This window comes from uncultured Treponema sp. (genome assembly GCF_934725225.1).
GTDB lineage: Bacteria > Spirochaetota > Spirochaetia > Treponematales > Treponemataceae > Treponema_D.
The window spans coordinates 127,210-150,087 of sequence record NZ_CAKVAM010000001.1 but is presented as its reverse complement, the minus strand read 5'-3'; the positions used below and the strand labels follow the sequence as shown (position 1 = coordinate 150,087).

General features: G+C 40.5%; 20 protein-coding genes. 10 read left to right on the top strand and 10 right to left on the bottom strand.

Annotated features, from left to right (window positions below; genetic code table 11):
• Nucleotides 1-157: 157 nt before the first annotated feature.
• The gene (locus Q0H92_RS00810; RefSeq protein ID WP_296010533.1) at nt 158-1,519 is read right to left on the bottom strand and encodes a PFL family protein; all 1,362 of its coding nucleotides are present in this window, start codon (nt 1,517-1,519) and stop codon (nt 158-160) included.
• Between the two features lie 219 nt (nt 1,520-1,738).
• On the opposite strand from Q0H92_RS00810, the gene Q0H92_RS00805 reads away from it, so the two are divergent.
• Complete coding sequence (locus Q0H92_RS00805) at nt 1,739-2,314, top strand: hypothetical protein (RefSeq protein WP_296010530.1); 576 nt, start codon at nt 1,739-1,741, stop codon at nt 2,312-2,314.
• A 185-nt stretch (nt 2,315-2,499) separates the two neighbouring features.
• Nucleotides 2,500-3,024 carry an IS200/IS605 family transposase gene (tnpA, locus tag Q0H92_RS00800; protein ID WP_296010528.1) on the top strand — a complete coding sequence of 175 codons (525 nt, stop codon included), beginning with the start codon at nt 2,500-2,502 and terminating at the stop codon, nt 3,022-3,024.
• Between the two features lie 80 nt (nt 3,025-3,104).
• Here the strand turns inward: tnpA and Q0H92_RS00795 are convergent, their stop codons facing one another.
• Nucleotides 3,105-4,838, bottom strand: coding sequence for a flavocytochrome c (locus Q0H92_RS00795; protein ID WP_296010525.1), 1,734 nt, complete (start codon nt 4,836-4,838; stop codon nt 3,105-3,107).
• Between the two features lie 68 nt (nt 4,839-4,906).
• Nucleotides 4,907-5,707, bottom strand: coding sequence for a leucine-rich repeat domain-containing protein (locus Q0H92_RS00790; RefSeq protein WP_296010522.1), 801 nt, complete (start codon nt 5,705-5,707; stop codon nt 4,907-4,909).
• Nucleotides 5,708-5,828: 121 nt separating this feature from the next.
• Between Q0H92_RS00790 and Q0H92_RS00785 the strand changes: the two genes are divergently transcribed.
• The 3 genes from Q0H92_RS00785 (at nt 5,829) to Q0H92_RS00775 (ending at nt 8,522) form a co-directional block, all read left to right on the top strand.
• Nucleotides 5,829-6,746, top strand: a complete 918-nt coding sequence (locus tag Q0H92_RS00785) for an RluA family pseudouridine synthase (protein ID WP_296010519.1) — start codon at nt 5,829-5,831, stop codon at nt 6,744-6,746.
• A gap of 106 nt (nt 6,747-6,852) precedes the next feature.
• The gene (locus Q0H92_RS00780) at nt 6,853-7,872 is read left to right on the top strand and encodes a methionine ABC transporter ATP-binding protein (protein ID WP_296010516.1); all 1,020 of its coding nucleotides are present in this window, start codon (nt 6,853-6,855) and stop codon (nt 7,870-7,872) included.
• Nucleotides 7,869-8,522 carry a methionine ABC transporter permease gene (locus Q0H92_RS00775; protein ID WP_296010514.1) on the top strand — a complete coding sequence of 218 codons (654 nt, stop codon included), beginning with the start codon at nt 7,869-7,871 and terminating at the stop codon, nt 8,520-8,522. Before Q0H92_RS00780 ends, Q0H92_RS00775 begins: the two co-directional genes overlap by 4 nt.
• Here Q0H92_RS00775 and Q0H92_RS00770 read toward each other — a convergent pair.
• The 7 genes from Q0H92_RS00770 to putP all read right to left on the bottom strand — a co-directional run bounded on the left by Q0H92_RS00770 (nt 8,519) and on the right by putP (nt 16,406).
• Complete coding sequence (locus Q0H92_RS00770) at nt 8,519-9,763, bottom strand: DUF763 domain-containing protein (RefSeq protein WP_296010509.1); 1,245 nt, start codon at nt 9,761-9,763, stop codon at nt 8,519-8,521. The genes Q0H92_RS00775 and Q0H92_RS00770 overlap by 4 nt on opposite strands.
• 1 nt (nt 9,764) lies before the next feature.
• Nucleotides 9,765-10,529, bottom strand: a complete 765-nt coding sequence (locus Q0H92_RS00765) for an RsmE family RNA methyltransferase (RefSeq protein ID WP_296010507.1) — start codon at nt 10,527-10,529, stop codon at nt 9,765-9,767.
• Nucleotide 10,530: 1 nt separating this feature from the next.
• On the bottom strand, nt 10,531-11,760 hold the full coding sequence (locus Q0H92_RS00760; protein ID WP_296010504.1) for a cation:dicarboxylase symporter family transporter: 1,230 nt from the start codon (nt 11,758-11,760) through the stop codon (nt 10,531-10,533).
• A gap of 54 nt (nt 11,761-11,814) precedes the next feature.
• Complete coding sequence (locus tag Q0H92_RS00755; protein ID WP_295796748.1) at nt 11,815-12,618, bottom strand: ATP-binding cassette domain-containing protein; 804 nt, start codon at nt 12,616-12,618, stop codon at nt 11,815-11,817.
• Entirely contained in the window at nt 12,615-13,532 is a 918-nt protein-coding gene (locus tag Q0H92_RS00750; RefSeq protein ID WP_296010503.1) for an ABC transporter permease, read from the bottom strand. Before Q0H92_RS00750 ends, Q0H92_RS00755 begins: the two co-directional genes overlap by 4 nt.
• A gap of 8 nt (nt 13,533-13,540) precedes the next feature.
• Nucleotides 13,541-14,515: an ABC transporter substrate-binding protein gene (locus tag Q0H92_RS00745; protein WP_296010500.1), complete on the bottom strand. Its 975-nt coding sequence runs from the start codon at nt 14,513-14,515 to the stop codon at nt 13,541-13,543.
• A gap of 373 nt (nt 14,516-14,888) precedes the next feature.
• Nucleotides 14,889-16,406 (bottom strand): sodium/proline symporter PutP, encoded by a 1,518-nt coding sequence (putP, locus tag Q0H92_RS00740; protein ID WP_296010498.1) that lies wholly within the window; start codon nt 16,404-16,406, stop codon nt 14,889-14,891.
• 509 nt (nt 16,407-16,915) lie between these two features.
• Between putP and Q0H92_RS00735 the strand changes: the two genes are divergently transcribed.
• The 5 genes from Q0H92_RS00735 to malQ all read left to right on the top strand — a co-directional run bounded on the left by Q0H92_RS00735 (nt 16,916) and on the right by malQ (nt 22,721).
• Complete coding sequence (locus tag Q0H92_RS00735; protein ID WP_295796741.1) at nt 16,916-18,247, top strand: ABC transporter substrate-binding protein; 1,332 nt, start codon at nt 16,916-16,918, stop codon at nt 18,245-18,247.
• Nucleotides 18,248-18,387: 140 nt separating this feature from the next.
• On the top strand, nt 18,388-19,236 hold the full coding sequence (locus tag Q0H92_RS00730) for a sugar ABC transporter permease (RefSeq protein ID WP_296010495.1): 849 nt from the start codon (nt 18,388-18,390) through the stop codon (nt 19,234-19,236).
• Nucleotides 19,233-20,078: a carbohydrate ABC transporter permease gene (locus Q0H92_RS00725; protein ID WP_294016247.1), complete on the top strand. Its 846-nt coding sequence runs from the start codon at nt 19,233-19,235 to the stop codon at nt 20,076-20,078. Before Q0H92_RS00730 ends, Q0H92_RS00725 begins: the two co-directional genes overlap by 4 nt.
• A gap of 97 nt (nt 20,079-20,175) precedes the next feature.
• Nucleotides 20,176-21,213 carry a LacI family DNA-binding transcriptional regulator gene (locus Q0H92_RS00720; RefSeq protein WP_296010491.1) on the top strand — a complete coding sequence of 346 codons (1,038 nt, stop codon included), beginning with the start codon at nt 20,176-20,178 and terminating at the stop codon, nt 21,211-21,213.
• Nucleotides 21,214-21,236: 23 nt separating this feature from the next.
• Entirely contained in the window at nt 21,237-22,721 is a 1,485-nt protein-coding gene (gene malQ, locus Q0H92_RS00715; protein WP_295796733.1) for a 4-alpha-glucanotransferase, read from the top strand.
• The last annotated feature ends 157 nt before the right edge of the window (nt 22,722-22,878 follow it).

The window sequence follows — 22,878 nt, the reverse complement described above, 5'->3', positions numbered from 1 at the left end:
TTATCAACCGAGTTTCTTTCAGAAACATCGCAGGGTCAAGCCCGATAATGACAGAAGAGACAGTTCCATGACAAAGACTGCAAGTATAGGCATTGCCTGATAATGACAGAGAAACTGAATACACATTATCCGGCTTGGCTGAATATTTTTTTAATAGTTAGTTTCTGAAGCTGTGGATTGGAGCCGGGATTCTTCCGCCACGGTTTATAAAGTCTGCGCAACCGAATTTGTTTACATCGATTACAGGGCAGCCTCCTAAAAGTCCTCCGAATTCAACCCATTCACCAGCTTTTTTCCCTGGGGCTGGAATAAGGCGCACAGCCGTTGTCTTGTTGTTTACCATTCCAATTGCCATTTCGTCTGCCATGATTCCGCTGATTGTTGTTGCAGGTGTGTCGCCCGGAATTGCAATCATGTCAAGACCGACAGAGCAAACGCAAGTCATTGCTTCGAGTTTTTCAAGAGTGATTGAATGTTGCTTTACGGCGTTAATCATGCCTTCGTCTTCGCTTACAGGAATGAATGCGCCGCTTAATCCGCCTACGTTTGTTGAAGCCATTACGCCGCCTTTTTTTACCATGTCGGTGAGCATTGCAAGAGCTGCTGTTGTTCCCGGCGCGCCTGCTCCTTCAAGTCCGATTTCTTCAAGAATGCGGGCAACGCTGTCTCCAACTTCTGGTGTAGGAGCAAGTGAAAGGTCAAGAATTCCGAAGTTTACGCCAAGACGTTTTGCGGCTTCTGTACCGACCATTTGTCCCATGCGTGTAATTTTGAACGCCATTTTTTTGATTCCGTCTGCAAGCTCGTTGATTGGGCGGCCTTTATATTCGCGGGCAGCGGCAAGAATAACTCCCGGTCCTGAAACTCCAACGTTGATTACAGCATCTCCTTCTCCCGGTCCGTGGAAAGCTCCCGCCATAAACGGATTGTCTTCCGGCGCATTTGTAAAGACTACAAGCTTTGCACATCCATTGACTTCGCAGTTGCGGGAAACTTCAGCGGTTTTCTTTATTGTTTCTCCCATGAGCTTTACGGCATCCATGTTGATTCCGTTTTTTGTTGTTCCCACGTTTACGCTTGAGCAGACAAAATTTGTTGTGGCAAGCGCTTCTGGAATTGAATCAATTAAAATTCTATCTGCCGGTGTGATTCCTTTTTGAACAAGCGCGCTGAATCCGCCAATGAAATTTACGCCGAGCTCTTTTGCGCATTTGTCCAGCGTGCGGCAGTATTCAACATAGGATTTTTCTCCGCTTGCTCCAGCGACCAGTGCGATTGGAGTTACAGAAATTCTTTTATTGATGATTGGAACTCCGTATTCTTTTTCTATGTCTTGACCTACGCGCACAAGGTTTCCGGCATAGCGCATTATTTTGTCATAGATTTTTTGATTTGCTTTTTTTGCATCTGAATCCGCGCAGTCTAAAAGTGATATTCCCATTGTTATGCATCGCACATCGAGTTTTTGACGCATGAACATATTTACTGTTTCTTCGATTTCTACAGGTGAAAAAATCATAAATCCCTCAAAGTTCTAAGTTGAAATTCATTTTACTTTATTGCGTGGATTGTTGCAATTGATAGAACGAAAGCGGATTTTATGTTTTTAATGAGAGATTCCCGCGTCGGAGCATGGAAATAACATAAGGGCAAAGACTGAAATGGCAGAAAATTTGTTTGAAAAAAATTTTCATAAAAATTCCTCAAAGTACTTGATAAATCCCGGGGGGGGGGTACAATGGAGACTGCTGAATTTTTTTCAGCGGAATCTATTATTTTAAGGAGTGAACTTATGAGAAAGTTTGCTAAAATTTCAGCTGTATTGGCAGCTATGGTCCTTGCTCTTGCATTTGTGGGCTGCAAGTCTGATGACGACGATGATGATGTGTCTGGTTCAACATTGGGAATTAGCGGAACAGAAAAAGCGTACTGGATTTCTGTAGAAGAAGAAAAAGATGGTTCTGTAAAATACGCTAAATCCTACATCGAATTTACTAGTGACACAACTGGAAAAACATACAAATATTATGACCAGGAAGATGTTGATTACGAAGAGGCTCCTTCTGTTGGATATTTCGTAGAAACTGAAGCTACTTTTACAACTAGCGGAAATACATTGACTGTAACTGGTTTTACTGCATATAAATATAAAGATGGTAAATGGGGTTCTGAAAAGCTTGAAGCTGAAGACTGGTCAGATACTTACACAATTTCTGGCTCAGAAATGACTGAAACATTTAAGGATGAAGAGGAAACCGAAACAACTAAGTATATAAAAGTTACTGAAAAGCCAACAGCACCATATAAAAAATAGTTTCTTAATATATTCAAGTTAAAAAGAATGCTCCAGATAAAATATCTGGAGCATTTTGCTTGTATGAAAGAAAACCTCCAGCTCGGCTGGAGGTTCAGAAAGCTTTAGCTATACACAGAAAAAAGAACCTTCTAATATTCATAGTGCGACTGCCAAGAAGCATTACGAAAAATCAGGAGGTTCAAATGGATGAACAAAGTTTAGCCCATACTAAATGGAATTGCAAATATCATGTAGTGTTTGCGCCAAAGTATAGGCGACAGATAATTTACGGAAAAATAAAAAGGGAAGTAGGAAAAATACTAAGAGATCTATGCGAACGGAAAGGTGTGGAAATCATTGAGGCGGAATGCTGTCCCGACCACATACACATGCCCGTAAGTATCCCGCCCAAATACAGCATATCAAGTATAATGGGGTATCTAAAAGGAAAAAGCAGCCTTATGATATTCGATAGGTTTGGAAATTTAAAATACAAATATGGAAACCGGCAGTTTTGGTGCCGGGGATATTTCGTTGACACGGTAGGAAGAAATAAAACAGCGATAGAAAAGTATATCAGAAATCAATTGATGGAAGACAAGGCGTTAGAACAGTTAGAAATGAAAGAACTGTTTGACCCGTTTACGGGTGAGCCGGTGGTTTTGATTTTTATAGAAGATTCCCGTATCAAGTACGGGAATGACACAAGGTCTAGGACATGGGAATGATGCAAGGTCTGGGGTATGGAAATGACAGTTAAGGTTGTGCTTATTTGTCATTATCCGGCTAGACCGGATAATCTTGCATTTTATTTTTTTATTTCTTCAAGCGCAGTGTCGGCGGCGATTTTTCCATAGATGCAAATGTCTGCCACTGCGTTTCCTCCAAGACGGTTTGCGCCGTGAATTCCGCCTGTAACTTCTCCAGCCGCATAAAGTCCGGGAACTGGATTTCCGTCTGTGTTTAGAACTTGCGCCTTTGTATTTATTGTTATTCCGCCCATTGTATGATGAACTGCAGGACCTACTTCAACAGCGTAGAACGGAGCTTTTGTAAGCGGCCGCGGCATTTCGGAAGCTTTTCTGCCAAGCGGGTCGTTTCCTGATTTTTGAATCTGCGCATAATCTGCCATTGTTTTTTCAAATTCGCCGCTAGGAATTTCAAGTTTTTCCGCAAGCTCTTTTGCAATTTCGCCTTGGGTAATAAGTCCGTTCTTTATATAAGTTTCAATTGCCTTGAGGGACTCGCGCACATCCTGATCAAATACAAGAAACGCTGTTTTTCCTTTTTGCGCAAGGATTGCTTTTGACATTACATCGCGGGTTGCCATTTCTGTGCAGAATCTTTTTCCGTCGCGGTTTACAAGAATTGCTCCATTTCCGCGGACAGCTTCTGTTATCATTGTGCCGTTTCCCGGAACAACTGTCGGGTGAGTTTGAATTTCTTCCATCTGAGTAAGACCGGCATTGAATTTTTTTATCCAGCTGAATGCGTCTCCAGTTGCGCCTTTATGGTTTGTAGTTCCAAATCCTTCAAGTTCAGGTTTGTAGGAAACGACCATCTGCGGATTTGCGCCGAATCCTCCTGTTGCAACTATCACGGCTTTTGCGCTGATTGTGTATTCATTGCTTCCTGCAAAAACTTTTACGCCGGCTGCTTTTCCGTCTTTTTCGATTATGTCAAGAACTTTGTTTGAATAGCGGATTTCTGCTCCAGCGTTCAATGCGGCTTTTTCAAGAGCAGGAATCAAATTTGAGCCAACAGCAGCTCCTCCTTGCGGCCGGTGAGTGCGTTTGTTTGTTGAACCCGCCATTTTTCCAACATCAGTCAAATCTGCGCCAATTGAAATAAGCCAGTCTACAGTTTCCGCGGATTTTTCAGTCATGTTGCGAACAAGTTCCGGGTCGTTCTTGTAGTGTCCGCCTTTCATTGTGTCTTCAAAAAACTGCTCGTTTGTGTCTTGAATTCCAAGTTTCTTTTGAATTGAAGTTTCGCTTGCATTGAGTCCGCCTGTCGCAGAAATTGTGTTTCCGCCTGCATTTCCCATTTTTTCAAGGACAATTACTTTTGCGCCTTTGCTTGCAGCTTCTGTTGCCGCAGAAAGTCCGGCTCCGCCAGCTCCGATTATAACAATGTCGCAGGAAGTGTCTTTGTATTTTGCTTGCTCTGATTTTTTTCCGCGCGCTGAATTTACTGCGTTTTCCAAAGCCGCTAAAGTTGCCTTGGAAGTTATTGTTGCGCCAGAAACTGTGTCGATTCCGGCAGTTTTTCCTGTGGAAGCGAATTTTTCAAGAATTGATTTTATTGCAGGTTTTGCAAAGTCGGTTTCTTCTTCCTTTAAAATTTCTGTTGAAGTGATTTTTCCGTCTTTTACAGAAAATTCGATTTCAATTGCGCCGTTTCTTCCGTCTGCTTTGCCAGAAAATGTTCCGTCCGGCAGAGCTTTTGGCTTTGAGCAGGCTGACATTACAGCTATTGAAATTCCTGACGCGACTATAAAAATTGCCGCTGCCAAAGAATTCCGTAGATTCTTGTGTTTCATATATTCCTCCGAAAAATTTATTGCCGGTTAAAATATACATTAAAAACACAAGTTAGTGTAGGCTAATATTAAAATTCTTCGTCTTCAAGCTGAACGCAATTTGGATTGTTGCGGCACCAGTTTTCTGAATATGAAGTTTTTTTGCAGAAGATTTTTACAGAAGTTCCGAACGCGCTGTTTTCAATAAAATCCACTGATTCAGGAATTATTACTTTTGTGTTGCTTCCGCAGTTTACAAAAGATTCTTCTCCGATGCTTATAACGCCTTCCCTGATTCTTACAGATTCCATGTCTGTTCCGAAAAATGCCCTTCTTCCGATTCCTTTTATTCCTTCAGGAGTCGCGACATTTTTTTTGCTTCCGCTGTAGAACAAAAGCATGCTATTGAATGTGTTGAACATCATTCCGTCTTCGTACTTGTAGTTTTTGTTGATTGGAAGATATTTTTCGCTGTTCGGAAATGCTGATTTTGCGCATGAAATCAAGTTGTCTGGAAGAACAAGATTTTTTATTCCGGTGCAGTTTGCAAATGCTTTTTCATTTATGGAAGTAATATTTTCATGCAGAACGATTGACTGAAGCCCGGTGCAGTCTTCAAAAGTTCCTTCTTCAATTGTAGTTATGTTTGAAGGAATATCCACGGATTCAAGGGATGCGCAGTTGTAAAATGCACGTTTTCCGATTGCCATTAAATTTGCCGGAAGCTCAACCGACTTTAAATTCACGCAGTCGGCAAAAGCGTTTTCCCCGATTACAAGGACGCTTTCTGGAATTTTTATAGATGAAACCATGCGGTGGTTGTGAAAAGTTGTTCCTGTTATTTCTGTTGTTCCCTCTGGAATTTCAACATCGATTAAAGGCAAATCCATTTTTAGCTCCGATAAAAATTAGTTGTATTAATATTATCATTCTTAGCTTTTGATGTCTAATGTTTTTTAAGTTTTGTGCGCAACGTTTGAACTTTATTCAGATTATTTATATAGTAGAGACATGAAAGAAACTTTGCATTTTGTAAAAGCCAGCACAAGATATAAGAGAGAACATAAAAGCGATTATGGAAAGGAACGCATAGAAATTCTTTATGAAGACAAGGATATTGTTGTTATAAACAAGGCTTCCGGGCTTCTTTCTGTTCCTTATCCGGGAAGCAAATCACGCACGGCGATTGAGCTTCTGGAAAAAATCATGCGTAAAAAAGGAACTTTTTCTGAAAGCCACAGGCCTTTTGTTGTTCACCGTTTGGACAGGGACACAAGCGGAGTTATGATGTTTGCCTTGAATGAAAGGGTACAGAAAAAGATAATGTCCAGCTGGAAAACTATGGTTACAGATAGACTTTACCGGGCTGTTGCGGAAAATCCTAGAAGAAATCATCCTGAATTGCCGGACTCTGGCCTTATAGATGAACCGCTTGCAAAAAATGCGTGCCATCAAGGCTATGTTCCAAAAAAACTTGATGACAAGGCTGAAACTTGCGAGGCACGCACAAATTTCCGTGTTGTGTTGCGGGGCAGAACTCATACGCTTTTTGAGCTTTCTTTGGATACAGGCAAGAAAAATCAGATAAGGGCGCATTTGGCCTCAAAGCATTATCCGCTTGCTGGAGATGAAAATTATAGGGCCAGAACTGACCCCTTTCATAGGCTTGCGCTTCATGCAAGGACTTTGGCATTTGTTCATCCTGTTACTGGAGAAAAAATGAGTTTTGAAATTCCAGAGCCAGAAGAATGGGAGCAGTATGTTAAAAAAGGCGATTTGCATCCTCAAATTCCAATTTGGGCTAACGAACGTAAGGAGCGGATTCAATACAATGCGCAGATTGAAAATATAACAACTCCCGACCATTCGTTACGTCGTCAGGCTAGAAAAATGGACTTTATTGCGCGCGGAAAATCAGGAATAAAATAAAACTAACGATAGTTTTTTTTATTATGCTGATTTATTAGAAAAAGCTATGGCTGGCTATAAAGAAAATCTTCTTGTAGCACAACTTGAATTTCACTATTATTTTATTATGCAGATTAAACTTAACAATTTGAAGAAAACATATTCAGGTCCAAACGGAAAAATTGCCGCTGTAAACGGAATTTCACTGGACATTCCCGAGAATACAATTTTTGGAATAATCGGAAAAAGCGGAGCTGGAAAAAGCAGCCTTGTGCGCTTAATAAGCCTTCTTGAAAAGCCTGACGAAGGTGAAATTTTTTATGACAATGACAGAGTTGACAATCTTGGCAAACGCGAGCTGATTTTGCGCCGCAGAAAAATTGGCATGATTTTTCAAAATTTTAATCTGTTCAGTTCAAGGACTGCTGAAAAAAATATTGCTTATCCACTTGAAATTTGCGGAACTCCAAAGGAAGTTATAAAGCCGCGTGTTCAGGAGATGCTTAAACTTGTTGGGCTTGAAGACAGAGGCTCTTCTCCGATAAGCACACTTTCCGGCGGACAAAAACAGAGGATTGCAATTGCCCGCGCGCTTGCAACTCAGCCCGATATTCTTTTTTGCGATGAAGCGACGAGTGCGCTTGATCCGCAGACAACAACTTCAATTTTGAATTTAATCCGCGACATTCAGAAAAAAATGAATTTGACAGTTGTAATGATTACTCACCAGATGGAAGTTGTGCGCGATGCCTGTGAGCAGGTTGCTGTCGTTGATTCCGGCAAAATTGTGGAGCAGGGAAGCGTAAAGGAAATTTTCAGCTGTCCTAAATCAGAAGTTACAAAAGAATTTATGAGAGGAATTTCTTCGAATTCAAAAGATGAAATTGTGCGCTGGTCTGATGAAGGCGGGCAGTTTGAGCTTCATTTTATTGGAGAAAAAACCGGAGAGCCTGTTTTGAGCCGCATGGCAAAGCTGTTCGATGTGGAATTCAATATCAGGGCAGGTGGAATTCAGCGTATAAAGAATGAAGACATTGGAGCTTTGTTTGTTGATTTTTCCGGCAAAAAAACTGAAATAAAAAAGGCTCTTGATTTTTTAAGGGAGCAGGGCATTCTTGTTGAAGACATTTCTGGAGGAAAAAAATGAGTCAGATTTTTGCTTTAGTTGGACAGTCGTCTTTGCAGACTTTGGAAATGGTTTTCTTTTCTACATTATTTTCTCTTGTGCTTGGTTTTCCTGTGGGCGTTTTGCTTTACATTACAAATCCGACTGGAATTTCTCCGCGTCCGATTTTGAATCAGATTTTAAGCCGAATTGTAAATGTTTTGCGTTCTTTTCCGTTTATTATTTTGATGATTGTGCTTTTTCCGCTTTCACGCCTTATGCTCGGAACAAGCATTGGAACAGAAGCCACGATTATTCCGCTTAGCATTGCCGCAGCTCCTTTTGTTGCCCGCGTAATTGAAACTGCTTTAAGCGAAGTTGATTTTGGAATGATTCAGGCTGCAAGAGCGATGGGCTCGACAAACTGGCAGATTATTTACAAAGTTGTTATTCCAGAAGCTTTTCCGTCTGTGATTTCAGGAATAACTCTTACAATTATAAATTTGATTGGATATTCTGCGATGGCTGGAACAATTGGCGGTGGCGGACTTGGAGATTTGGCGATTCGATATGGCTACCAAAGATTCCGCACCGATGTAATGATTGCGGCCGTTGTTGTTATTCTTGTGCTTGTTGAGCTGATTCAGTTTATTGGAACTGTTCTTGTAAACAAAATGCTTAGCAAACGCTAGACTGTCTTTCCGCCCCAGCGAACTGAATTCTGCTTTTCGTAGCTGATTGCTTTGTCAAAGTCAGCTTTTGGATCGCAGTTTTTTTCTATTTGAAGAGCGGCTGCATGAAGCCTGTTTATGCACTGGCTTTTGTCATTGTAGCCGAGCTTTGATTTTTCTATTGCGTCTCCAAGAACTCTTATGCTTTCATCGTAAATTCTAAGCGGAACAGGAAATGGATGTCCGTCTTTTCCGCCGTGGGCAAAACTGAATCTTGCCGGGTCTTTGAATCTGCTTGGAGTTCCGTTTATAACTTCGCTGATTAAAGTCAAGGACTGCAATGTTCTAGGACCAAGTCCCGGAGTTAAAAGAAGATTTTCAAAATTTTCTGCAGGGCTTTCATAGGCGGTTGCAAGAACTGCTCCAAGACGTTTTAAATCTACATCTTTTTCTGTTACATTGTGATGAGAAGGAAGCGTTATGTTTCTTTCATTTTGAATTTGGATTTCAGTTTCGTCTTCAAAAAGCTCCTGCTGAATTTTTTGCGGAAGTCCGAATTTTTGCACGGATTTTATTTCGGCGATTATTTTTTCAGGCTTTTCTTTTGAAAGTTCCAGAATTGAATTTCTTGTTTCTGCTGCGGAAGAATCCGTTAGATTTAAAATCAAGCCTTTATTTTCTCCTGTGATTCCTGAATGTGGCTCTTCAACAAATGAATTTAAATTTTGCGAGCACCAATGGTAGCGGCGCGCTGTTTTGGTTTGAGTGTTCATGCCTTGCTGAACGATTGCCCAGTCGCCTTGGTCGCTTAAAATAAAATTGTGCTGATAAAGTTGAAATCCGTCTTGAACTGCGGCTCCGTCTACTTTTGCTGAAAGCCTGCTTGCGTTTACAAGAGAAGTTCCGTCCAAGCCAGTCGCTTCGCTTAAATATAAAAGTTCTTGCGGTGTTCTGCGCGAATATTTTCCTCTTCCGCCGCAAACGCAAAGTCCGAATTCCCTTGCCCGCGGATTTATTCCACGCTTTAAGGCGTACATTACACTTGTGGTGATTCCGGAAGAATGCCAGTCCATTCCCAGAACTGCTCCGAACGACTGAAACCACAAAGGATCGCTTAGCCTGCGCAAAACTTCTTTTTTTCCGTATTGGATTAAAAGCGATTCTACAATTAAAGTTCCAAGGTCGCGCATTCTGTCTGCAAGCCACTTGGGAACTGTTCCAACATGAAGCGGCAAGTCTGCGTGTCCTGTGCGCCTTATCATTTTAATCTAAAACTCCCATTGAATCCAAAATAAGTGAAGCCGCGACTGTTGATGCTGTTTCAGTCCGTAGAATTCTTTTTCCCATGCTTAAAAGCTCAAAGCCGTTTTGCTTAAAAAGCTGACGTTCGGAATTTGTCCAGCCGCGTTCGCTTCCAATTGCGGCAATTGCTTTTTGAGGCTTTTCTTTTAACGCACACGAAAGACTTTGAGAAGGTTCAATGTTGTCAAGCGCAAAAAGTTTTCCTTCAAGTTCAATTTGTTCAAGGCAATTTTTTAGTGTTTGGTGAATAAAAAGTTTTGGAACTTGTGTAGAGCCTGCCTGAATGCTTCCGTCCAAAAGAAATTTTTCTGCTTCGCCTTTTGTTGCAAGGTCTGATTTTAAATACGATTTTTCTCCAAGCTCCGTTCCTGTAAGGTGAACTTCCTGCACGCCCAAAGATGCCATGTCGCGCAAAAGCCGTTTGAGCTGAATCGGGCGGGGAAATCCAATAATCATTTTCAGCGGGTAAAGTTTTTTTCCGTCGGATTCAGGCATGAAGTCGAAATAAATTTTTCCGCCTTTAAATGTTTTTTTTCCGTCGGAAGATTTTTTTTCTTCAACTGAAATTTTTTTTATAACTGCACTTCCGGCTTGTCCTCCGATAATTCCTGCTGAAAAATTTTCGCCTTCTTTTTTGTGCAGGATTTTCAGAATGTGCTGGGCGCGCTCGTCTTGAATGTCAAGCGGATTTAAAATTTCTTCCGGGGAAAAAAGACAGATGTTCATTTTAAATGAATTTTCTAAGCTCCTGATGCTGAATCATTTTTGTTTTTACGGCGATTATGTAGCTTCCGAACATTGCGGTAAGCGCGTCGATTCCGGCTGCATAGGCGCAAATAACTGGAACTGCATTTTTCAAAAGAAGATAGCCAGATTCAAATCCACGTCCGTACAAAATGCACATTGAAGTTATTGCGGCAAACGGTCCGCCTAAAGGAATTTCTGCCAAGGCGAATGAAAGCAAGAAAGAAACGCCTGCAATCCACAAAACGTCCAGCACAGGAATTCCAAGGCTTGAGTAAGAGCGCAAAATCAGAACAAAGCCCGCCGCCTGAACTAAAGCTGCTCCTCCGCGTCCAAAGATAGAAAAAAGTGGAAATGAAAATGCGTTGATTCTTCTTTTTATTCCAAGGCTTTCTTTTCCGTGCCGAAGATTCAATGCAAGCGCAAGGTTTGTGTCTCCGCTGAAAAATGCGACCAAAAAAGGACAAATTGAAGCGTACAAAACTCTGTACGGATGCATTTCGTGGCAGAGAAATCTTAATATTAGCGGATAGATAATAAAGGCCACGATGAATAAATCCGCGGTGAGCATTATTATAAGTCCGTTGTAAACTCCGCTGCTTATTGCTGAAATAAAATCCATTGTCCAGCGGCACATTACGGCAATCATTCCGACTGCGAAAATTTCAATGAAAAAGCTCAAGACAATGTAAAATACTTTGCTTAACGAATCAAAAAGACTGACGGCTACTTTTGAAGCGTTTTTATCACTGGCGGCTCCAGCTCCTGCAAGTCCTGCAAAAATAAAGCAAGGCAAAAGATATGCGCCATCCATCAAAGATTCAAATCCAGAAAAAGGAAAAAGTTTTGTTATCAAAGTCTGCCATGCAAATGAAGAAACTTCGGAAGCTTTTTCGGTTGTGATTGGAATGCGCGGAAGTTTTATTGCAAGCGCGGAAACAAGTCCTAAAAGCATAAGCGCAAATGATGAAGAAAATATTACGCCGAATGTCCAGGCTGAAGCTTTTGTTAAAAGTTTTTCATCCCGAAGCTTAAAAAATGAAATTGAAACAGAAAAAAACAAAACTGGAAGCAGCGCGTATCTTCCAAAGCGGACTGCAATTTCCACAATAAAATCAAGAACCGCCTGTCCTTGCGTTGTTGAAGGTGAAAAAACAAGGGCGGAAATTAAACCGATTGCAATGCCAATTAAATATTTAAGCCAAATTCTCATAGCAACGGATTATAGCAAGGCTAAGGGAAAAATACAATTAAGCAATTCCGCGGATTATTGAAGCAGCATCTGGTCGTTTTGAAGCGAATGTTTTTTTATTGCGCGGAACTTTTCGATTATTGAACCCATTGTAAGCTTTTGCTTTTCTTCTTTTCCTATGTCCATTATAATTTCGCCTGAATCCATCATCAAAAGCCTTGTGCCGTAGTCAAGCGCGTGCTGCATATTGTGAGTTACCATCATCACGGTAAGATTGTATTCCTTTGCAAATTTCCGTGTAAGCTCCATTACAATCGCAGCGTTTGAAGGATCAAGAGCCGCCGTGTGCTCGTCAAGCAAAAGAAGAGAAGGCTTTGACATTACAGCCATAAGAAGAGTTAGAGCCTGCCTTTGTCCGCCTGAAAAAAGCTCAACATTGTCGCCAAGCCGGTTTTCAAGTCCCATGTTCAGCTTGGAAAGTTCTTCCTTGAAAAAATTTCGTGTTTTATTGTTCAGGCTGATTTTGAGTCCTTTGAATCCTTTTTTTGACGCAATTACCATGTTGTCTTCAAGCGACATTTTTCCGGCTGTTCCCAAAAGCGGATTCTGGAAAATTCGTCCGATATATTTTGCGCGTTTGTATTCTTTGTCTTTAGTTATGTCCTTTATTCCGTTTTCTGTTTCAAGAAAAATTGAGCCTTCAGTCGGCGAATAAGTTCCGGAAATAACATTGTACAAAGTTGATTTTCCGGCTCCGTTGCTTCCGATTACAGTTATAAAGTCGCCTTGATTAATTGAAAGATTTATGTTTTTAAGCGCGGTGTTTTCGTCTGGAGTATTTTTGTTAAATGTAATTCCAATGTTTTTTAGCTCAATCATTTTGAAGCTCCGTTTTTGGACGATTTGAATTTTTCTTTTAAATTTGTGCGGGAAATTATTAGGCAGATTATGATTAAAATTCCTGTCGCAAGCTTTAAGTCGTTCGGTGTTATGTGGATTTTGTATCCGTAGCTGCGGGCAAGCATCATAAGCGCTCTGTAAATAAAAGAGCCTGCTATTACGCGGAATGTCTGCACTGAAATTTTATTTGAGCGGATTGCAAATTCTCCGAGCATTAAAGACGCGAGTCCTGAAACTACAATTCCAGTTCCCATTCCAACATCAGCGAATCCGTTGTACATTGCCGCAAAAGCTCCTGCCAATGCCGCAAGTCCGTTTCCAAAGCAAATTCCAATTCCTCTTAAAATGCTTGGATTTATTCCCTGCGAAACTATAAGCTGCGGATTTGCTCCGAGCGCGCCCATCGTAAGTCCAAGGTCAGTGTGATAAAAAAGATCGAGAAGAGTTTTCAGAACTAAAACAAAAATAATCAGAAAAACAACAATTCCCCACTGCGGATCAACTGAAGGAAAATATTCATACATTGAATCAGAAATTTTTGAAAACAATGTCGGAATCTTTAAAAAAGAAACATTCGCCTTGTTCGACATGATTCTAAGATTCACGGAATAAAGCATTGTCATTGTGAGAATTCCCGCGAGCAAATCTGGAATTTTCAGTTTTGTGTAAATCGCGCTTGTTATAAAACCTGCGACAAGTCCCGCGCAAAATGAAATAAAAATCGCCGCCGCCGGATTCATGCCTTTTAAAAGACAAGCCGCAAGAACGCAAGCTCCCAAAGGAAAAGAGCCGTCAACTGTCATGTCGCAGAAATTCAAGATTCTGAATGTTGAAAAAACACCCAGAACCATTATTCCGTAAATCAGTCCTTCAATTATTATTGATGAAATCATAAGCTGCTTTATTTTTCTGAAAGTTTTCCGTTTTGATATATGAAGTTTGCCGAGTCAATATATTTTTGGTCTATTGAAATTCCGCAGTTTTTCGCTGAATCCAAATCAATCAGGAAATCTGAATCTGAAGGATCTGTCATAAATTTTACAGGAAGACTTGCAGGTTTTGCTCCGTTAAGAATTTTCACAACCATTTCGCCTGTTGCGCGGCCTGCTTTGTAATAGTTGAATCCGCTTGCCATGAAAATTCCGCCTTCCTTTGCCGCTGTAACGTCTCCTGAAAAAATCGGCTTTTTTGCTTTTCCAAAAACATTTACAAGGCTTGCAATTGCGCTGAAAACTGTGTTGTCCGTGGAAAGGTAAATTCCGTCTACTCTGTTTACGATTGCTTCTGCGGCTTGCTTTACTTCGTCGGATTTTGTGATGCTTTGAGTTACAAGATTTATTCCTGCTTCCTTGCAGCCTTTTTCCACGAGTGAAAGCGCGCTTGCTGAATTGTCTTCGTTGCTTGTGTAAATATATCCGAGTGTTTTTATTCCGGCGACTTCCTTAAAAAGCTTTATGTGCTGCTCTGTCGGAATCGCATCGCTCATTCCAGTTACATTGCGCTGTCCGTGTTCTACTGTTGAAACAAGTCCTGCTCCAACAGGATCTGTAACTGTTCCAAAGACAACCGGCGTGGTTTTTATTGCTGTGGCAAGCGCGACCGCTACTGGAGTTGCTATTCCAACTGCGACATTTACTTTTTCAGCTTTAAACTGATTTGCAATTTGTGCTGCAGTTCCAACGTCTCCGTTTGCATTTTGCAAGTCGTAATCCGCATCAATTCCTGCGTCTTTTATTGCGTCAATTACTCCGCGCTCAATGTCGTCCAAGGCAACGTGCTGAACAATTTTTGCAATTCCTATTTTAACTTTTTTTGCTGGCTTGGCATAAACTGAAAGCGCAGAAAAAAGTGCTGCAACAAGAATAAGTTTTTTCATATTGTTTCTCCTATAAAAAGTCAATGAGGAAATTTCAATTTCCGATTTGGCTTTTTGAGCATATTCGCAGTGAAATGAGAATATGCGGTTGATAAGGAAGTTTGCAACGCAAACTTGTGAATAAAAACTTTGACGCTATTTCAGACGAAGTTTTTATTGCACTCTCCTAGTGAAAGAATGAATTTTTGTTTGCTTTGAAAAAGGTTTCAATATCTTTATGTTACTACTAAAAGAAACGTTTGTAAATAGATTTGTGCAAAAAAAACTGCCCGACAAAGTTTAAACTTTAGCCAGACAGTTTCTATTAAGATTGCCCGGTCATGCCGGACAATGACATGAAATTTCAAGTATAAAAATGACAGTCAGTCAGAATTTATTTTTTGCTTAATGCTTTGTAATTGTCGAATTCCGCGAGCATTTCGGCATCTTTATTTCTGTCAAGAAGGCTTACAACTCCAGAAACCAAAAGGCAGATTATAAAGCCAGGAAGAATTTCGTAAATGTTGAAAATTCCGCCGGACATATTGTGCCAAAGAACAACCGTGATTCCGCCTGCAACAAGTCCTGCGATTGCGCCTTTATTTGTCATTCCGCGCCAGAACAACGCAAGCAAAACAAGCGGTCCGAATGTCGCGCCGAATCCAGCCCAGGCATAGCTTACAAGTCCGAAAATTGAGCTTTCAGGATTCAGCGAAAGGAAAAATGCGACTGCCGCGATTGCAAAAACCGTTATGCGTCCTACATTTAAAACTGATTTTTCATCAGCATCTTTTTTTACAATTCCCTTGAAGAAATCCCGGCTAACTGCGCTTGCTGCTGAAAGAAGCTGGCTGTCTGCTGTGCTCATCGAAGCTGCAAGAATCGCGCAAAGGAAAATTCCTGCTATAAATGCCGGATACATTTTAAGCATTGTCTCGCTGAAAACAGTTTCTGCGGCTGCTCCAGAAAGAAGTTTTGGCAGAAGATATGCTGTTCCAAGAGTTCCGATTATAAAAGTTCCGATGTACGAAATAACCATCCAGACTGTTCCGATTCTGCGTGCTTTTGTAAGTTCTTCTTCTGAGCGGATTCCCATAAAGCGAACAATAATGTGAGGCATTCCAAAATATCCAAGTCCCCAGGCAAGAGCTGAAACAATTGAGCTTGCGCTGTAGTTTTTGTTTGCCGTGAATTTTGCAAGCATTTCCGCGCCGAATTCTCCGTTCATGGCTTTTTCGCTGAATTCCGCTGCCTTTGAAAACGCTTCCGCAGGTCCGCCGAGCGCAAAAATCGCAACCAGCGAAGAAACAACAAACGCCACAAAAATCAAAAGTCCCTGTATAAAATCTGTTGTGCAGACCGCAAAGTATCCGCCCATAATCGTATATGAAAGGATTACGACAAGTCCGATTACAAGTCCTGCATGATAAGGAAGATTGAATACAGAATTGAAAAGTTTTGCGCAGGCTACAAATCCTGAAGCTGTGTAAATAGTAAAGAAAAGAACAATGAAAATAACAGAAACAAGTGAAAGAAGGTGAGTCTTGTCTTTAAAACGGTTTGTAAAAAATTCTGGAATCGTTATGGAATCTCCAAAAGCTATTGTGCAGCGGCGAAGCGGTTTTGCAACAAAAAGCCAGTTCAAGTAAGTTCCTGCAATAAGTCCAATTGCAGTCCAGAATGTTTCCTTGATTCCTCCAAGATAGCAAAGTCCGGGAAGTCCCATTAAAAGCCATGCTGAAGAGTCAGAGGCTTCTGCGCTTAATGCCGTAACCCAAGGCCCGAGTTTTCTTCCGCCCAAAAAGAAGTCAGAAGAACTGTTGTTTTTCTTTGCGTTCCTAAGTCCAATGTAAACCATAAAGCCAAGGTACAATGCAAAGGCTATGATTTTTGCAATCATTTGTGATGTCATAAGTGCTCCAAATTTAAATATATGCAATTTTAGTGCATAAATATGATGTTTTCAACAGGAAGATTCGCCGGCATTGCAACGCTTTTGTTATAAGGTCGAATGTCGAGTTTTATAATTTAATGTCATTATCGGGCTTGACCCGATAATCTATTGAAAATTTCCAACAGATTCCTGACCGAGTTTACTGCGTAAACATCGCAGTGTCGTAGCACGGGAATGACACTTAAATTACTGTTCTTATCAAAACTCGACATTTGGGTTATTAAATGCTGAAACTTTGTTTTGGTTGTAATTGTTTTATTTTATGCGATAAAAAACACGCTAAATTCTAAAAACGTTTCCATGAAAATATAATAAAACGCCATAGAAAATAAAATGAAATTCATTCAAATAAAAGTTTTGAAAAAAAAATTGACAATATTTTTATAATGTGTATACTGAAATTATGGAAACGTTTCCACGTTCCATGCTATGTATTTCATTGTTTTGGATTTTTTTAGGAGGAAAAAATGAAAAAATTTATTAAAGTTGCAGCAGCTGTTGCTATGGCGGCATCTTCTGCTTTTATGCTTGCTTCATGCGGTGGAAAAAAACAGCTTACAGTTCGCTACTTGAACTTTAAGCCGGAAGTTGCAGGTGTTTACCAGGAACTTGCAGACGAGTATGAGAAAGAAACTGGTGTAAAAGTTGTTGTTGAGACAGCGGCCAACAATTCCTATGAACAAACTCTTATGTCAAAAATGTCAACAAAAGAAGCTCCAACTCTTTTCCAGATTAACGGACCACGCGGATACGCAAACTGGAAATCATATTGCGCAGATCTTTCAAATACAGAAATCTACAAGCATCTTTCAGACAAATCTTTGGCTGTAACTTCTGGAAAAGGTGTTTACGGTGTTCCTTATGTTGTAGAAGGCTACGGAATCATTTACAACAAGGCTATCACAGACAAATATTTTGCTCTTTCAAACAAGGCAGTTCCATATTCAAGCATGGAAGAAGTAAACAACTTTGCAAAGCTCAAGGCTGTTGCTGATGATATGCAGAAGAACGCAAAAGTTCTTGGAATTGACGGTGTTTTCGCTTCTACATCATTGAAAGCTGGCGAAGACTGGAGATGGCAGACTCACCTTGCAAACCTTCCAGTTTACTATGAATTCAAGAACAACAACATTGACCTTGCTTCTGACGCAACAAAGAAAATCAAGTTCCAGTACGGAAAAGAATTCCAGAACATTCTTGACCTTTACTTGAACGATTCAACTGTTGACCGCAAGGCTGTTGGAACAAAAACAGTTACAGATTCTATGTCTGAATTCGCTCTTGAAAAATGCGCAATGGTTCAGAACGGAAACTGGGCTTGGGGACAGGTTGCCGGCGTTTCAGGAAACAAAGTTCTTCCAGAAAATGTAAAATATCTTCCAATCTACACAGGAGTTGACGGCGAAGAATCACAGGGCTTGTGCATTGGAACAGAAAACTTCTATTGTATCAACGCAAAAGCTTCAGCAGAAGAGCAGAAAGCTACAGCAGATTTCGTTTACTGGCTTTATTCAAGTGACTTTGGAAAGAACTATGTAACAAACAAGCTCGGATTCATTGCTCCGTTTGACACATTCTCTGACAACGAGCGTCCAACAGACCCGCTTGCAGTTGAAATCAGCAAATGGATGAGCAAGCCTGGAATTACTTCTGTTGCCTGGAACTTCACATTGTTCCCTTCACAGACATTCAAGGACAACTTCGGAGCTTCTTTGCTTAGATATGCACAGGGCTCAAAGAGCTGGAACGATGTTGCAGCTGATGTTGTTTCTACATGGGAAAAAGAATCTAATATGTAGAATTTTCGCGGAGTCTGAAAAAGATTCCGCGTGTCTTTCACAGTCCTTCATTAGTTAAAAATATATTTGTTCCTGCGGTGGAGCTTATCATGCAATTGGTTTTGCCGCAGGAATGCCTTTCAATTCTTCAGAGGTGAAAAATGAAAAAACCATTGGCGGGGTATTTCCCTATATTTCTTTTGCCCACTTTGCTGGCATTTGCAATGTTTTTCGTGATTCCTTTTTTAATGGGAATCGGACTTTCTTTCACGGACTTTCCTACTGTTACAGATGCTACTTGGGTTGGCTTTGCGAACTATGTCAAGGCTTTTACCGCAGACAATGAATTTATTCACGCCTTGGGATTTACTTCATTATTCACTGTTGTTTCAATTGTAACTGTAAATGTTTTTGCATTCAGTCTTGCGGTTCTTCTTACAAGGGAACTTAAGGGAGTTGCGATTTTCCGCTCGATTTTCTTTATGCCGAACTTAATTGGCGGAATCGTTTTGGGATATATTTGGAATCTTCTTATAAATGGTGTTCTTTCGCATTTTGGAATGGACATAACTTTTAAGACGCAGTTTGGTTTTTGGGGACTTGTAATTCTTACAAACTGGCAGCTTATCGGATACATGATGGTAATTTATATTGCCGGACTTCAGAATATTCCGAATGATTTGATTGAGGCCGCGCAGATTGACGGAGCTTCTCCAATGACTGTTCTTTTTAAGATAAAAATTCCTATGGTAATGCCTTCAATTACAATTTGTACATTCCTTACGCTTACAAACACTTTCAAAATGTTTGACCAGAACTTGGCATTGACAGCTGGCGCTCCAGAAAAAACAACTGAAATGCTCGCTTTGAACATATATAATGCTTTCTACGGACGCAATATGCACTGGCACGGAGTAGGACAGGCTAAGGCTGTTGTTTTCTTTATCATCGTTGCGGCTATTGCATTTATTCAGCTTAAGCTTACAAACCAGAAGGAGGTTGAACAATGACACTTTCAAAGCAGAAAACCTGCAGCAACACAATAGCTTTTGTTTTTCTTTGCTTGCTTTCGGCTATATTTTTAATTCCGATTTTGCTTGTTTTGCTCAATTCCTTTAAGTCTCGCCTTTATATTTCAAGTTCGCCGTTTGCAATGCCGAACTCAGAGACTTTCGTTGGCTTTGAAAACTACCTGAACGGACTTTCGTCTTCGGGATTCTTTATTTCGTTTATCCGCTCCGTGTGGGTTTCAATTGCTTCGGTTCTTGTGATTATTGTCTGCACATCAATGGCTTCCTGGTTCATTGTCCGTGTAAAAAATAAATTCACAAAGGCAATTTATTTCCTGTTTGCATTCAGCATGATTGTTCCGTTCCAGATGGTTATGTACACAATGACTTTCATTGTAAACAGAATCAGCTTTGACAACGTTTTTGGAATTGTCTTTGTTTACCTTGGATTCGGAGCCGGACTTTCTGTATTTATGTTTACAGGATTTGTAAAGGCTGTTCCGCTTGAAATTGAGGAAGCTGCTGAAATTGACGGCTGTAATCCTCTTCAGACATTCTTCCTTGTTGTTTTCCCGATTCTAAAGCCTACTATTATTACGGTTTCAATTTTGAATTCGATGTGGGTTTGGAACGACTATTTGCTTCCTTATCTTATTTTAGGAACTGACCACAAAACTGTTCCTGTTGCCATTCAAATTGCAATGCAGGGAGCTTATGGCGCAACTGACTACGGTGGATTCATGGCGATGCTTGTTCTTGCGATTATTCCGATTGTAATTTTCTACATTGCTTCGCAGAAATACATTATAAAAGGCGTAATTTCCGGGGCGGTAAAAGGCTAAGGACACATTCAATCTTAAGGGCGGATTTTCCGCTCTTTTGCCGTATTGTTTATTTTAAGGTAAAACAGTTTATTTAAAAAATGCAGGAAGGTTTTATATGACAATCAAGGATATTGCTAGAGAATGTGGCTGCGCCGTTGGAACTGTTTCGCGCGTTTTAAATAATCAGGCTTATGTAAGCGATGAAATGCGCAAAAAAGTTCTGGAAGTTGTAAACAAACATGATTTTGTTCTTAACAAAAATGCAAAGGAGCTTAAATCCCGTGGAAGCAAGACAATTGTGATTATTGTAAAAGGAACAAACAATATGCTTTTTTACAATATTCTTGAGCTTATGCAAAAGCGGATTGAAAAACTTCCATATAATGCAAGCGTTGTTATTCTTGATGAATATGACAATAAGATTGTCGGTGAATACAGCAACGAAGCCCAGTGCGCCTTGAACATTTACTATGAAAAAAAACCGCTCGGCTTTGTCTTTTTAGGCGGAAACCCAGAACGGTTCAGCGAGGACTTTAAAAAAATAAAAGTTCCTTGCATTCTTATTACGACCAAGCCAAAAAGAGAAGGGTTTGAAAATCTTTCAAGTGTAAGCACAGATGAATTTCAGGCTTCGCTTTATGTTGCCCGCTATTTTGTAAAGCACGGACACACAAAAATCGGAGTGATTGGCGGCGACTTTGAAAGCTCTGAAACTTCTAAAAACCGCTACAATGGATTCCTTGAAGGTCTTGAGCTTGCCGGACTTGACTTTGACTTTGAAAAATCTTACGTTACAACCCGCTACAGTTTTGAAGGCGGAGCTTCCGCGGCGGAAGAGCTTATAAAAAAATTCCCTGACTTGACTGCAATTTTCTGTATGTCCGATGTTATGGCAATTGGAGCGTGCCGAAAACTTAAGCAGATGGGCTATTCAATTCCGGAAGATATTTCTATAATCGGATTCGACGGACTTTCCATTGCGGATTTTTATTGTCCTAGAATTACAACTGTAAAGCAGTCGAACGAGGATTTGGCTATACAAGGACTAAAAACTTTTATAGACTGCGTTGAAAAAAAAGCTCCGGCAGTTCATAAGATTATTCCGTTTGAATTTGTCGAAGGCGAAACTGTAAAATCAATTGTAAATAAATAACTTCAATATTTACGAGGAAATATATGTTGAACAAACGTGCTTGCGGTGTGCTGATGCACATTTCATCTTTGCCTGGAAAAACAGGAATTGGAACAATGGGCAAAAACGCCTATGAGTTTGTTGATTATCTTAAAAGCGCAGACCAAAAGTACTGGCAGATTCTTCCGGTTTGCCCTACAAGCTATGGAGATTCGCCTTACCAGAGCTTTTCTACTTTTGCCGGAAATCCTTACTTTATTGATTTTGATTTTTTGGCGGAACAGGGATTTTTGCAGAAATCCGACTACGAAAATGTAAACTGGGGCGGCAACGAGCATTATGTAGATTACGGAACATTGTACATTGAGCGGCATAAAGTTTTTTCAATAATCCAGAAAAATTTCAATAAAAATATTCCAGCTGATTTTGATTCTTTCTGCGCTGAAAATGCTTTTTGGCTTGAAGACTATTCGCTTTTTATGGCGATAAAAGATGCTCACGGCGGAATTGCATTTGACTTTTGGGAAGAAGACATCCGCTGCAGAAAGTCAGATGCTCTTGATGCTTGGAAAAAGAAATCTGCGGAGCGTATGCAGTACTACAAAATGCTCCAGTATTTCTTCTTTAAGCAGTGGTACGCCCTTAAAAAATATGCGAATGAAAAAGGAATAGAGATTATAGGCGATATTCCGATTTATGTTGCGGCGGACAGTTCCGATGTTTGGTCAAATCCAAGCCAGTTCATGCTTGACGAAAACTACAAGCCAATTGAAGTTGCCGGTTGTCCTCCAGATGGATTTTCTGCGGACGGTCAGCTTTGGGGAAATCCTGTATACAACTGGGAATACATGAAGCAGACTGATTACGCCTGGTGGAAAAAACGTCTTGAAAAAAGCATGGCGATTTACGATGTCATCAGGATTGACCATTTCCGCGGATTTGATTCTTTCTATTGCATTCCTTATGGCTCTACAAATGCGAAAGTTGGCGTTTGGCGTCAGGGACCGGGAATGGACTTGTTCAATTCGCTTAAAAAGCAGTTCGGCGAAATGCCTGTTATTGCGGAAGACCTTGGATTTCTTACAGACAGCGTAAAGCAGCTTTTAAAGGATTCAGGATTCCCTGGAATGAAAGTTCTTCAGTTTGCATTTGATTCCCGCGAAACAAGCGACTACATTCCTTACCGCTACACACAGAATTGCGTTGTTTACACAGGAACTCACGACAACGACACAATTCTTGGCTGGACAGAAACCGCCGCGAAAAAAGACGTGGAAAATGCAAAGGAATATCTTCGTGTAAAAGAAAACCGCGATGTTGTAAAGGAAATGATGATTGCCGCAATGTCGAGCGTTGCAAATACTTGCATTCTTACTATGCAGGATTTGATTGGACTTGGCAAAGAAGCCCGCATGAATATTCCGTCAACAGTTGGAAACAACTGGAAATGGCGCGCAACAAAAGAGCAGTTTTCAGAAGATGCCAAGAATTTCCTTGCGCACTTTACGCATCTCTACGGAAGAGCTTAGTTTCTTGAATTACAATTGAAATATTCTAAAATTGCAATTCCCTGTGCAGAACTTAAATTTTTGTTTTGCGCAGGGATTTTTTTTGTAATGCCAAGTTTTGATAATTTAATTTTCATTATCGAGTTTGAATTTTTATGTCGTTGCACAGGAATGACAG

Excerpts from the sequence above, each read along its gene's own strand:
- tnpA (WP_296010528.1), top strand. The coding sequence starts at position 2,500 with ATGGATGAACAAAGTTTAGCCCATACTAAATGGAATTGCAAATATCAT.
- Q0H92_RS00725 (WP_294016247.1), top strand. The coding sequence starts at position 19,233 with ATGACACTTTCAAAGCAGAAAACCTGCAGCAACACAATAGCTTTTGTT.
- Q0H92_RS00730 (WP_296010495.1), top strand. The coding sequence starts at position 18,388 with ATGAAAAAACCATTGGCGGGGTATTTCCCTATATTTCTTTTGCCCACT.
- Q0H92_RS00765 (WP_296010507.1), bottom strand. The coding sequence starts at position 10,529 with ATGAACATCTGTCTTTTTTCCCCGGAAGAAATTTTAAATCCGCTTGAC.
- Q0H92_RS00805 (WP_296010530.1), top strand. The coding sequence starts at position 1,739 with ATGGAGACTGCTGAATTTTTTTCAGCGGAATCTATTATTTTAAGGAGT.
- Q0H92_RS00790 (WP_296010522.1), bottom strand. The coding sequence starts at position 5,707 with ATGGATTTGCCTTTAATCGATGTTGAAATTCCAGAGGGAACAACAGAA.
- Q0H92_RS00750 (WP_296010503.1), bottom strand. The coding sequence starts at position 13,532 with ATGATTTCATCAATAATAATTGAAGGACTGATTTACGGAATAATGGTT.
- putP (WP_296010498.1), bottom strand. The coding sequence starts at position 16,406 with ATGACATCACAAATGATTGCAAAAATCATAGCCTTTGCATTGTACCTT.
- Q0H92_RS00760 (WP_296010504.1), bottom strand. The coding sequence starts at position 11,760 with ATGAGAATTTGGCTTAAATATTTAATTGGCATTGCAATCGGTTTAATT.
- malQ (WP_295796733.1), top strand. The coding sequence starts at position 21,237 with ATGTTGAACAAACGTGCTTGCGGTGTGCTGATGCACATTTCATCTTTG.
- Q0H92_RS00780 (WP_296010516.1), top strand. The coding sequence starts at position 6,853 with ATGCAGATTAAACTTAACAATTTGAAGAAAACATATTCAGGTCCAAAC.
- Q0H92_RS00755 (WP_295796748.1), bottom strand. The coding sequence starts at position 12,618 with ATGATTGAGCTAAAAAACATTGGAATTACATTTAACAAAAATACTCCA.
- Q0H92_RS00720 (WP_296010491.1), top strand. The coding sequence starts at position 20,176 with ATGACAATCAAGGATATTGCTAGAGAATGTGGCTGCGCCGTTGGAACT.
- Q0H92_RS00745 (WP_296010500.1), bottom strand. The coding sequence starts at position 14,515 with ATGAAAAAACTTATTCTTGTTGCAGCACTTTTTTCTGCGCTTTCAGTT.
- Q0H92_RS00810 (WP_296010533.1), bottom strand. The coding sequence starts at position 1,519 with ATGATTTTTTCACCTGTAGAAATCGAAGAAACAGTAAATATGTTCATG.
- Q0H92_RS00735 (WP_295796741.1), top strand. The coding sequence starts at position 16,916 with ATGAAAAAATTTATTAAAGTTGCAGCAGCTGTTGCTATGGCGGCATCT.
- Q0H92_RS00770 (WP_296010509.1), bottom strand. The coding sequence starts at position 9,763 with ATGATAAGGCGCACAGGACACGCAGACTTGCCGCTTCATGTTGGAACA.
- Q0H92_RS00775 (WP_296010514.1), top strand. The coding sequence starts at position 7,869 with ATGAGTCAGATTTTTGCTTTAGTTGGACAGTCGTCTTTGCAGACTTTG.
- Q0H92_RS00785 (WP_296010519.1), top strand. The coding sequence starts at position 5,829 with ATGAAAGAAACTTTGCATTTTGTAAAAGCCAGCACAAGATATAAGAGA.
- Q0H92_RS00795 (WP_296010525.1), bottom strand. The coding sequence starts at position 4,838 with ATGAAACACAAGAATCTACGGAATTCTTTGGCAGCGGCAATTTTTATA.